Raw genomic sequence first — 11768 nt, forward strand, 5'->3', positions numbered from 1 at the left:
GCAAGCCTTCTGCGGGTAAGCCGCAAGCTTCGCAGATTCTTCACTATGAACAGCTTTGTTCCATTCTATTTAAGGTTTTGAACTAATTCCTGAGCCTTACGCTCATTGTCATAGTCACTATCCTTTGCTACCTGATAACCTTCATGGCTGTAGATAGCGATAACTTCCTTACCTTTTTCAGAGTTTCCAATATTAATAAATGCTTGCTGAATAGCCTTTTTTAAATTATCATTCATGACCTTCGAATTTTTACTTACGCTAATTGTGTCATTATAAATAGCAGGCATTACACCGATTAAATCTGTTTCCTCCCAAATTGAAGCTTTGCGACCAAATTCACCTTTCCAGCTTTCCTCATAATCTCTACGTGCATCTGCATATGTGACCAATACATCAGTTTGACCTGTAGCTAAACGTGCAAAGGCATTGCCATAGGAGTCAGCCTGAACAACCTTCGCTAAATCTGGAATTGTTTTATTAAACTTCTCATGTAACCATAATGTTGGATAAATATAACCTGCTGGTGAAGACGAAGACATAACATTCCAAGTGACATTATTTAAATCCTCGAAAGTTAATTCTTCACCGTTATTTACTTTCGCTGCTAAAGCTTTCCCTTTTTCCGATGGCCCCGCAACTAAAATCGCTCGATAAGATGTCGTTTGTGTCGTTGTTGGTGCAGTCGGCTTGTTTTTATTCCAATCGACTGGATTATCTGAATCATTACTTAATCCTGCACGCGTCGCCGTTAAAATAACTTCTGCTCCATCATCATAAAGGACATATGTCCCCCCAGGAATTAAACCAATATCAGTAGTACCTGCTGATAATGCTTCGCCAACTGCTTCATAATTTGTACCTACTGTAATATCGATTTCACCTACGTCATAGCCTAAACTTGCAAGCTCGTCCTTTAATAAATTTTTTAAAGGCTCCGTTGCTGTAATAATTTCATCAGGGTCACGCGAAGGCACAAAGCCAATCGTTAATTTTTTTATAGATTCATTGCCTTTTACTTCTGAGGACACATCTACAGTCTCGTCAGAAGTAGATGTTTTGGATGCCTCGTTTCCACATGCCATCAAGAACACTGAAAACATACATGTTAAACAGAAAAATAGTAATTTCTTCAAGTTATTATCCTCCCCATTTTCGAAATGCCTCTTCAGTATAAAGAGTAAATATTTTCCTAGTATTAATAGCAGGTAAATATATGTTTCTACTATGTAAAACAATATTTTGATATCGTAAATACGCAAAATTATTAAAAATAACTTTATATACTATGGATATACTAACTAACGGAGGACTTCTTATGACTGTAAAAAAAATACAAATACTTGCAACTAGTGATATTCACGGTTATATAATGCCAACCACTTTCCGGAATACACGCAACGAAGCACTTGGTTTAGCCAAACTAGCAACAATCATCCAGGAAAAAAGGTTGGAAGGGCCAACAATTTTAATTGATAACGGAGATTTTATTCAAGGAAGTCCGTTGACCTATTATCATCAAAAATTTCAAGCACAAGAGCCTAATCCATTAATACAGGTTGCCAATGCTCTTCAATATGATGCGATGATATTTGGTAATCACGAATTTAATTATGGGCTGTCTGCCTTACAATCAGTAATAAGTCAGTCTAGATTTCCATGGCTAGGCGCTAACATTTTAACGAATGATGGCCAGCATTTTACAAAGCCCTATGTCATCAAAGAAATAGAAGGCGTTCGCATAGCTATTTTAGGCGTTACAACTCATTTTGTAACTAAATGGGAGGAACCGTATCATATCAGTGGGCTTCGTTTTGAGGATGCTTTCTCTAGTGCAAGCTACTGGGCAAAATGGATACGCTCAAATGAGCAAATTGATGTTCTTATTCTTTGCTACCACGGAGGATTTGAGCGAAGTCTAGAAACCGGAGAATTACTCGAAACAGAAGACGGGGAAAATCAAGGATATCGTATATGTACCGAAATCGAAGAAGTAGATATTATCATTTCCGGTCATCAGCATCGTGAAATTAGCACAACATTTATGGGGAAATCGATCGTACAGCCTAACACTAAAGGAACTTGCTTAGCTAGTATAGAACTAAAAATTATAGTGGACAGCCAAAAGAAAATCCAATCGATTACCCATACACCATCACTGAGATATGTTACGGAAGATATGAAACCTAATACATCCGTTTGTGGCATCATTTCCCCTACTTTTGACAAAACCGAGGCGTGGTTAGATGAAACGATTGGGATCATTCATGGAAATATGCTAATCGAGAATACATTTTTTGCACGTATTCAAGAGCATCCATATATCGAATTTATAAATCATATTCAAATGGAGGCATCTGGAGCTTCTATTTCTTGTACAGCGCTCTTTCACGATGAGCGTGGTGGCTTAAAACAAGAGGTAACGATTCGTGATATTGTGACAAACTATATTTACGAAAATACATTAAAAGTTCTTCGTTTATCAGGGCTCGACATCTTACTCGCCCTTGAACAATCAGCGACTTATTTTACTGTAGAGGCGGGAGAACTGAAAGTAGCCGAGTCTTTTCTTTATCCTAAAGCACAGCCTTATAATTATGACATGTGGGAAGGTATCGAATATATTTTTGATATTTCAAAGCCTATTGGTGAGCGTGTAACTAAGCTTACCATCAATGGTGAGCCTATAAAGATGGACGAAGAATTCGACGTTGTTATGAGTAGCTATCGTGCAACTGGGGCAGGGAATTTTGATTTTTTAAGAAACCGTCCTGTCGTGAAGAAAATACAAATTGATATAACGGAGCTAATTGCAGATTATATTTTAAAACACCCATCTATTCATGCAACATGTAATAAAAATTGGCGGGTAACGTTCTAGCATAAAAAAACTCGCTCTTTTCCTGTAGGAGAATCCACCTTGGATTGCTGTCCTACAGGAATATGGCGAACTTTTTTATCTTTCATTGTAATTAAGAATCTTGTCGTATTTGCTTAATGCTTTTTCCCTCAGTAAAGGCATGAATTGATTTAATTTTACCTACTGATTTGAAATTTGCCTTGTCATAGACCTTGGCAACCTGTTCATTGATAGGCAAAATCCAGAGATATTCTAACCCCTGCTTTACCGACTCTCGCTGAATATGCTGCAGAATATACCCAATCAATCCTCGACCTCGATGGCTTTCAAGTGTTGCTACACTCTCGACTCTTCCTTGATTTCCTGAGACAAAAATATTGGCAGTACAGCAAGCTGTGCCATCCAATCTTAATAAATAATACGTAAAATGTGGAGACTGATATGTTTCCTCAAAAGCTTTTTTGATTAATGCAGGCTCCCCAAATGTAGTAATACTCATTTCTACTGCTAATGCTTCCTCCATATTGGCATCTGTTACACGTTCAATTTGTATGGTTGGATTAGGTGATAATTGCGAGTATTCACCATTCCAACACTGTACATCATCAGTAAAACTTTCATATTGAAAGCCATGATTCTCTAATGCTTCTATACATGACTGATTTTCCTCCACGTTGTATAAATACAATCTTGGGATAAGAGATTTTGACTGATAGAAACTCTTGATTTTCTTTAAAAACATATTTGGATCGGCAATCTTCTTCCAAATGTGTGCATGATTGGCGTCGTAATATGTTGGCATTTCCTTATTGTAAAATAATACTCCTTCATTACAAATTTCCATCTCACTAAAACTTTTAATATAATCAATATCTAGCTGCATGATGTGCTCTATTTTATGCATGCTCTGTTCCTCCCTCAATCCATTTTCCATATAAATCCTCTAGCTGCTGTTCAAGCTTTTGACGTTGCTCCTTAGCAAGTGTCGGCTCCTTTAATCTCATTTCGAGCTTTTCAATTTGTTCTTCAATTGCTATCTCTTTTTTAGCAGCATAGGATTTTTCAGGTACTTCTTTTATAACTGGTTCTTTTACTATTTCTAAGCGTTTTTGTCTGGCCCAGTCATAATCACCTTCAAATACTTGAATCGTTTCATGCTCAATCCATGCAACCTTTGTAAAAATCTTTTGTAAAAAATATCGGTCATGTGAGACGCCAATAATGGTTCCTTCAAAGGTTTCCAGTGTATCCTCCAATACCTCTCTCGCTTCAATGTCTAAATGGTTCGTCGGCTCATCCAGCATCAATAAATTAATATCCTCATGCATTAACTGTGCAAGACGTAAGCGCATTTTTTCACCGCCACTTAAATCCTTCACTTTTTTAAAAACGTCATAGCCATAAAATAAAAACTGAGCAAGAATATGACGTGCCTCAGCCTCTGACACAGAGACGCTCTCACGGAAGGCATCTATTAAGCGAATGGCCGGATTTTTATGCTCAAATTGCTGCGAAAGGTAGCCAATTTTAACACTGTTGCCGACATAACAAGCACCGTCATTAGGTTCAACTTCACCTAACATCATTTTTAATAACGTTGATTTTCCACTGCCATTGCCACCAACAATCGCCAGTCGTTCTCCGAAGTAAACCGCTAAATTACTTTCTTTAAATAATGGTTTCTCAAATACATGGCAAATACCCTTCATTTGTACAACCTCTTTACCACTACGCTCAGCCATCGTTAACGCCAAATTCATTTTCTTTTTCGTTGAAGGTTTCTTCACACGCTCTATACGGGCTAGTGCTTTTTCCATACTTTTAGCACGACGATGCAAGCCAGCATTTGGCGGATTCGCTTCATTTGCCCATTGCTTTAAGCGCTTTATTGTTTCCTGCATTTTTTTAATTTTCTTTTGCTGTTCGTCGTATTGTGCAAATTGCTGTTCAAGCTTAGCTTCCTTTTGTTCAACAAAGGCATCGTAATTGCCAATATACGTAAATGCCTCTCCATCTTCAATTTCAATTATTTTTTGAGCCATTTGATTCATAAAATGACGATCATGAGATACTACAATAACAATTCCAGCAAAGTTTCGAACATAATTTTCTAGCCATTCAATTGCCTGCATATCTAAATGATTCGTTGGTTCATCTAATAGCAATATAGAAGGATTACTTAAAAGGATTTGCCCAAGCATCACCTTCGTTTTTTCCCCACCACTTAAGCTACTAAAAGGCTGCTCAAGCAATGGTGTTATACCTAGACCATTTGCAATCATCGCTAATTGCGCATCAATTTCATAGCCACCCTGCAACATAAACTGTTCCTGCAAATGACCATATTGCTGGAGTACCTTTTCTGTCACAGCTACCTGCATTTCCTGCTCAAGCTTCGTCATTTTTGCCTTTAATGCATAAATTTCCGCAAACGCTTCCTCCAGCACTTCCTTCACTGAGAACATAGGATATTGTGGAATTTGATGTAAATAACCAATCGTCGCTTCCTTACTTTTTATGATGCGTCCCTTATCTGGCGTATCCAAACTAGCTAGTAACTGTAATAAAGTCGTCTTCCCACTGCCATTTACGCCAACAACGGCAACATGCTCCTCTGTATTTACTTCTAATTGAAGCCCTTCAAATAAAACATTTCCACCCATAATTTTTTGTAGTTGTTCAGCCTTAATTTGCATCGTTTTTTCCTCCAATGAAACGTGCGAAAAACATCTATAGACACAAAAAAGACTGCTCGATTAACAAGCAGTCTTTTCCTCATTAGTTTGTGAAAAAGAATGGTTAATTCGCTACGTTTGTTATTTGATTTTGCTTAAAAATGGACAGACCTATCCCGTTATTCGCAAAATCGAAAGTAATAACACGTGCAAAATACATAGCTGTATCCACTTTTACACATGTTTTCGTAGCGTTTTTATTCATTCCTTTTCACCTCCGTTCAATATAATTAAATTTATATTACCATAATTCAGGTAATTTTGAAAAGGATAAATTACATTCTTTCACATTTTTTCTGCAAGTCACCTTAACATAGGGTTGATTTCCGTTCCGACTTGGGCGCTTTCTTAGGGCATCCTATAAACAACTTGGGGCAGCAGAATGAAAAGTGGCTTGATTATTAAATACGATGCCTTAACCACGTTCATCATAAAATTGATAAATCGATTCTATGTACTAACCGTTATTGTGATTCAAACAATTCGAGTGTATCCTTTAGAAAATCTAATTCTATTTCTAAATTTTCTATCTTTTCTTCGATTTTTCCGGCAAATTTTTCTTTGTCTTTCCCAGTTATTTGACCTAAAATTGGTTCTAATAACGAATATGATCTTCTGCTCACTTCATAGTTACCATTCAAAAAATAATCCACTAAAAGTTCAGCATGTTTAACATAATTGAATGGTTCTAACGCCGACAATAGCGAACCTCGATTACCCAAAGTTTCCGGTGATTTTAATAAAGTAATAATCGGTTCAACAACCTCTTCTACCCCTAAATCTGATAGTGCAAAAGCAATTGAGTTTCGTAAACTAGGATTTTTTGTTTTCAATAAAATTTCTAGTAAATAGCCTTTGTCTACCATTTCATCATTTTCTATCATATCGTCTAATAAATCACTTGCTTCTCGCGCAAGGTCATTTTCAATTAAGCGTTTTAATTCATCAAACATTGTAATCCTCCGTATTGAAGTTTGAACTGCTTCTTATAGAGTCCTAATTTACTCCTAAGAATTCATGAGACTATTCATCATTATAGGCTCACATAGCATTATATATTGTTAATTCTTTTTAATTGTTGTTCTACATCCCAATATGCATTTGGTTTCCTGCCCTTTGAGAACCATTGACTTCCATTTTCTATCCATTGATCTCTCCACTGTTCATATACAACTTTTTTATCTTGAACATCATCATCATATCCAAAATGAAAACCACAGCAAGGGCAGATTTCATCTGAAGACTCCCCATCCTCATAATAAGGGGGTTCATCAAGTTCATTAAAACCACAAACTAGACATATATTTTCCATTAAACTTCCTCCTAAAGCTATTATCCAACTGACAACATATTGGTTGAGCCAAGCAAAGAGACCTTTATAAGACTAGGATATCTCCATATTTACACGTTCATTGTTTTTTTCATTTGTTTAAATCTTATGAGTAGTTATAGGATTAGCCTGTAGATATGAGTACCATGATAATTCCTTCGATGTTTATTAAAAAGGTGCGAACTCTTGTACAAATACTTATGTACTAGAGCTCGCACTTTTATGATACTAATCAACTATTATGGCTGTAATTTTAAACATTGTATTTTTTTCTTGTACCATAAACTTATCACCATACTTATAAAAATTAATGCACCGACAGCTGTAATCCAAAAGAATACGTTTCCTCCATCAGTTGAAGAATTGAAAAGTATACCGCTAATAACAATAAATACACAACTTATAATTCCTGACAAAATAATGGCTAACTGTCGATTTAATTGAAAAATGAAAAATATAAGTACAGTAAAAATATAAAGAACACTTACTGTCATAATAGTCGGGAAAAACGGTTGAAATTTAGCCGCATAGACAAAGTAATCAAGCTGGCTAATATCCTGGCCATTGTTTATCTCAATATTAAATATCTGAGAAAATGGTGTTGAATACTTCCATTCCAGCGGATTATCTATGATACCACTTCCCTCATACCAAGAAATAGCTGTTGACACCAATAAAGTCAAGAAACCAACAATCAGTTGTATCACATATTTAAACAATGTTCTTCTCCCTTCACCCTTTGAAGTTAAAGACGTTACAATAAGTTCTTGGTTTCATAAATACTTGATCATCTGGATTAAAATAGGTGGAGGACTACCGTTCCAAATGGACACTTTTCTCGGAGCATTCTATAAGCCGCTTCGCTTTCGCTAGTAGGTCTTATCTGTGACGTTGATCCCCTGTTTCATTTGATAGGGCATGATCTACTTTGCTGCCTCTCACTATTCATTTATTTCCGGGCCAATAAGTAATACGACTGTCGGCTGGTTCAGCTGATAGTAGGTTACCCCATGGATCATAATCGTATGTCGCAACGGTTGCACCATTTTGGTCTAGAATGCGTACTACATCACCACGGTGGTTCGTACGTATTCGGATGATGCACCTGCTGCATTTGTCAGGTTTACTCCTTTGCCACTACTCCAAGTAATCGCCCAAATCGTTTTTTGGTTCGAATCTAAATGTTTACCATGCCTTTTAATATTTTATTTAGCAGACTAACACTATCTGTACTGACTATATAAAAAAGCATTTTTAATCGACACTCCATCCCATTAAACCAAAAGATGGCGGTAAAATAACCGCCATCAAAATTATGTTATAACTAGAACAAATATATTTCTCTCAAGATAAACACCTTTACCTAATTTGTTTGCCTATTTCTGCCCAAAGTGATTTATCCATTTCCATGAATATTCCAGCTTCTTCAATTTTACTAAAAATATCTTTATCGATGGGAATACCCTCTTGTTCAATGACACTACAAATTACTTCTAAAGCTATTCCCCACTCGTCGTGTTCTAAAAATTCTAATACATTTTTTTCATCCTCCGAAGGGAAGTTAGTTATTTTTTTTAATATTTCTTTTAATAAATTATTTAACTCCATAAAATACACTTCCTAGAATATATTATTTAATCGGGAATGCAGTAATAATATCTCTTCCATCCGTTACTACCTTAATTTTAAGCCCATTCCTAATCCCTATAACCACCCATCTTTGTTTCCCTTTAACAACGTTCCCCTTTTTCCATTTTAATTTAGGGTCAGTAGCTATATCTGAAACATTGCGCATAATCATTTGACCATTCCAACTTTTTGGGAACAGTGTTTTTCCGCCTCCATTTCCAGGCCATAAATGCCCACCACCTGATTTATCTCCGTAAAGAATATGCTTTGTTCTTCGTACACTAGCGCATGAAGTATTATGCACCCAAACCCCAATATCTGTTACATAATACGTATGGTAGTCCTCTACAGTAAAGTTGTAAACCGTAACAGGTTCATCCAGTTTAACGAACTCAACTTTGTCAATCGTCAGGTTGCTTCCATCAGCCTTTTGGAGTTTGTCGCCTATCTGTAGTTCATCTGCATAGACCCATCCTTTACCTTCAACCCAGAACGGATGGTTGTCGGTCGTTTCAATTATCTGCTCTTCAACATACAGCTTAATTATATCGTCACGTTGATTTCGGTAAAGGTTCGTTACTTTCTTGTATGCTAATTCTCCTTCAGGGTTATTCTCATCCTTAGCGAGAACCATATCTCCGACTTCGATGTCTTCGATATTCTTCTCTCCTTCATCCGTTAAAACCTTTGTTCCTGCAACAAAGCAATTACAACTTGCTTTTTTTGCAAACTTTACTGCACGGAAAACACGTTTCACTTTTCCCATGGGAAGAAAATTCGATGCCACTGCCCAGGCAATTTGTTTTTTGTTTTTCCCTGCTTTATACGCTTTATAACCATCGTAGATTGCAAAGCCTGCGTTGATAACGAGCCATACCCATTTACCATCTGGGTCTGTTTTCGTTATTGGAATATCATCTCCATATGTGTAACCGTTCATTGTAACGGGGTCACTTCATTGCTGTCCACAAGGTCTTCTAATCAAATATCTTTTTTTAGTCTTCCCATAGCCTCATCAAGCGTTTCATATTGGATGTTATCATATTCCCAATTCAGGTGACGATTAATAGCCTTAGCTGCCTCATCCCAAGTTGGTCGTATACAATCTTCCAATATTAAATTTATTTCTTTTTCTATTAACGTCAGATCAAGTTCATTTACCAAAAAAGTTGCTCTGCCATCTAGTAGCTTATCTTCTTCTAAAATTGAAAGTAATCTTTTAGGTGTCATAATCCTAAAATAAAAATATTCAACTCCCTCTGAATCAGCAGTCCCTATATCTGCACTTGCAGGGAGTACGAAATCATCTACTATCTCAGGCTCACCACGTAATAGAATTCTTTTCAAAACAGGAACTATCAAAAAAATCACTCCAAATCAAAAATTATTCAAGTTCAACATGGTAATTCGTAAGTTGTTTACCTTTGTTATTAAACGTTTCAAAATTCGCTTCGTATACACCTTTGCCATACTTTCTTCCTGTCCTTACGACCTTAATCCATCTTTACTAGTATAGAGCATTCCACCGTTAATTTTTTGCACTTTCGCTCCCGTACCAACAAAATTAATTGCTGCATTATATATTAAGTTGGCTGAAACTTTCGTACCTGGCAAACCATCGTTTTTCTTCGACCTTCTAGCCAAATTCGCCAAGTCGGAGGCTGAACCGCAAAACTTATTAATATTATGAACCCAAATGCCCAAATCACTTACATAGTACGTATGGAATTCATCAACAGTAAAGTTATAAACCTTGACCAACTCATCGTGCTTAACTATGTTAATTTCGTCAATCGTCAAGGTATTTCCATTACTCTGCTGTAACTTGTCCCCCACTTGCAAGTCAGCCGCTAACACCCAACCTTTACCCTCAACCCAGAATGGATGATTATCAGTTGTTTCAATGACTTGGTCACCTACCGTTAGTTCATAGATGATTTCCTTATCATTTCGATATAAAAGTGTGACTTCTTTGTAAGCCTGTTCACCTGTTACTTCATCCTTAGCAAGAACCATATCTCCGACTTCAATGTCTTCGATATTCTTCTCTCCTTCATCCGTTAAAACCTTTGTTCCTGCGACAAAGCAATTACATCCTGCTTTTACCGTTTTACCTACACCCTTAGTAATCTTTGTTGCACGATATAGGCGCTTCACTTTTCCGATAGGAAGAAAATTCGATGCCACTGCCCAGGCAATTTGCTTTTTGTTTTTCCCTGCTTTATATGCTTTATAACCATCGTAGATTGCAAATCCTGCGTTGATAGCGAGCCATACCCATTTACCATCTGGGTCTGTTTTCGTTATTGGATTATCATCTCCGTATGTGTAACCGTTCATTGTAACAGGGTCATCTTCGTCTCCTGGATCAGGGTCACGAGAGTTGAAACGTGCTGTTGCTGGATCGTAGTAACGAGCTTGTAAATAGTATAGCTTTGTTTCGGCATCGTAGACATAGCCTGCGTAGCGTATAGGTTGCCCTTCTATACGACTGTCGGTTGGTTCAGCTGATAGTAAGTTACCCCATGTATCATAATCGTATGTCGCAACGGTTGCACCATTTTGGTCTAGAATGCGAACGACATCACCACGGTGATTCGTTAAGTATTCGAATGATTCCCCTGCTGCGTTTGTCAGATTTACTACTTTTCGGTTGTTCCAAGTAATCGTCCAAATCGTTTTTTGGTTCGCATCTGTGATACGGACTAAATTAGATCCATCATAGTAATAATGATATGTTGTTGCACCGTCTGTTTTCGATTTTCGTAAGCCATCCGGGTGATACGTATAGGTTACTTTATTCGCTGGATTTGCTACTTCCGTTGTTTCTGTTAGTTGGCCAAGCCCGTCCCATGTGTAAGTTAGACGGTCGTCGTTTGTCAAATTACCTTCAAAATCATAGGTAAAACCTTTTATTTCGTTGGCTTCGTTATAAGTGTAAGATTTGCCGTTTAGGTTTAATAGATTTCCAGCATCATCGTAATCATAGGTAATCACTTTTGTGCCATTATCCCATGAAGCCAAATGATCTGCAAAATCGTATTTATACTTCACATCGTATTCTTACGTCAAAAAAATTTATACAATCTAATAGAGGGATGACAATGGTTATCCTTCTTAAATTTGAGAAACCGGTTTATTCATCATCCAACCCCTATAAAGAAATAAAGAAAACCTTGAAAGGCAACGCCAATCAAGGTTTCTGTTGTATTAAGAA

At 36.9% G+C, this 11768-nt stretch carries 12 protein-coding genes and 1 pseudogene; 1 reads left to right on the top strand and 12 read right to left on the bottom strand.

The annotated features are described in order from the left end of the window. Window positions 1–65: 65 nt before the first annotated feature. Window positions 66–1133, bottom strand: a complete 1068-nt coding sequence (locus tag ACIQLB_RS01775; protein ID WP_400720158.1) for a phosphate/phosphite/phosphonate ABC transporter substrate-binding protein — start codon at window positions 1131–1133, stop codon at window positions 66–68. Between the two features lie 182 nt (window positions 1134–1315). Between ACIQLB_RS01775 and ACIQLB_RS01780 the strand changes: the two genes are divergently transcribed. Then, window positions 1316–2878, top strand: a complete 1563-nt coding sequence (locus ACIQLB_RS01780) for a bifunctional metallophosphatase/5'-nucleotidase (protein WP_400720160.1) — start codon at window positions 1316–1318, stop codon at window positions 2876–2878. 91 nt (window positions 2879–2969) lie between these two features. On the opposite strand, the gene ACIQLB_RS01785 is transcribed toward ACIQLB_RS01780, so the two are convergent. From ACIQLB_RS01785 to ACIQLB_RS01835, 11 genes and pseudogenes are all read right to left on the bottom strand, one after another. Beyond that, complete coding sequence (locus tag ACIQLB_RS01785; protein ID WP_400720162.1) at window positions 2970–3761, bottom strand: GNAT family N-acetyltransferase; 792 nt, start codon at window positions 3759–3761, stop codon at window positions 2970–2972. Further along, entirely contained in the window at window positions 3754–5553 is a 1800-nt protein-coding gene (gene abc-f, locus ACIQLB_RS01790) for a ribosomal protection-like ABC-F family protein (RefSeq protein ID WP_400720164.1), read from the bottom strand. The genes ACIQLB_RS01785 and abc-f overlap by 8 nt, the downstream gene beginning before the upstream one ends. A gap of 103 nt (window positions 5554–5656) precedes the next feature. Then, window positions 5657–5797 carry an RAxF-45 family protein gene (locus tag ACIQLB_RS01795; RefSeq protein WP_004232534.1) on the bottom strand — a complete coding sequence of 47 codons (141 nt, stop codon included), beginning with the start codon at window positions 5795–5797 and terminating at the stop codon, window positions 5657–5659. A gap of 259 nt (window positions 5798–6056) precedes the next feature. Continuing rightward, on the bottom strand, window positions 6057–6545 hold the full coding sequence (locus ACIQLB_RS01800; protein ID WP_400720167.1) for a HEAT repeat domain-containing protein: 489 nt from the start codon (window positions 6543–6545) through the stop codon (window positions 6057–6059). Window positions 6546–6643: 98 nt separating this feature from the next. After that, window positions 6644–6904: a hypothetical protein gene (locus ACIQLB_RS01805; protein WP_400720169.1), complete on the bottom strand. Its 261-nt coding sequence runs from the start codon at window positions 6902–6904 to the stop codon at window positions 6644–6646. Between the two features lie 257 nt (window positions 6905–7161). Then, on the bottom strand, window positions 7162–7641 hold the full coding sequence (locus ACIQLB_RS01810) for a YjdJ family protein (RefSeq protein WP_400720171.1): 480 nt from the start codon (window positions 7639–7641) through the stop codon (window positions 7162–7164). A gap of 640 nt (window positions 7642–8281) precedes the next feature. Continuing rightward, window positions 8282–8530: a MafI family immunity protein gene (locus tag ACIQLB_RS01820; RefSeq protein ID WP_400720173.1), complete on the bottom strand. Its 249-nt coding sequence runs from the start codon at window positions 8528–8530 to the stop codon at window positions 8282–8284. A 22-nt stretch (window positions 8531–8552) separates the two neighbouring features. Beyond that, window positions 8553–8855 carry an EndoU domain-containing protein gene (locus ACIQLB_RS24605; protein WP_483869699.1) on the bottom strand — a complete coding sequence of 101 codons (303 nt, stop codon included), beginning with the start codon at window positions 8853–8855 and terminating at the stop codon, window positions 8553–8555. After that, a pseudogene (locus ACIQLB_RS01825) lies at window positions 8847–9503 on the bottom strand (polymorphic toxin-type HINT domain-containing protein); the annotation flags it as partial. The gene ACIQLB_RS24605 and the pseudogene ACIQLB_RS01825, both read right to left, overlap by 9 nt. 29 nt (window positions 9504–9532) lie before the next feature. Next, entirely contained in the window at window positions 9533–9913 is a 381-nt protein-coding gene (locus tag ACIQLB_RS01830) for an Imm8 family immunity protein (protein ID WP_400720177.1), read from the bottom strand. Window positions 9914–10036: 123 nt separating this feature from the next. Then, window positions 10037–11605: a polymorphic toxin-type HINT domain-containing protein gene (locus ACIQLB_RS01835; protein WP_400720179.1), complete on the bottom strand. Its 1569-nt coding sequence runs from the start codon at window positions 11603–11605 to the stop codon at window positions 10037–10039. Window positions 11606–11768 lie beyond the last annotated feature (163 nt).

Origin of the sequence: Lysinibacillus sp. NPDC092081, from assembly GCF_044755845.1 — a bacterium.
Lineage (GTDB): Bacteria > Bacillota > Bacilli > Bacillales_A > Planococcaceae > Lysinibacillus.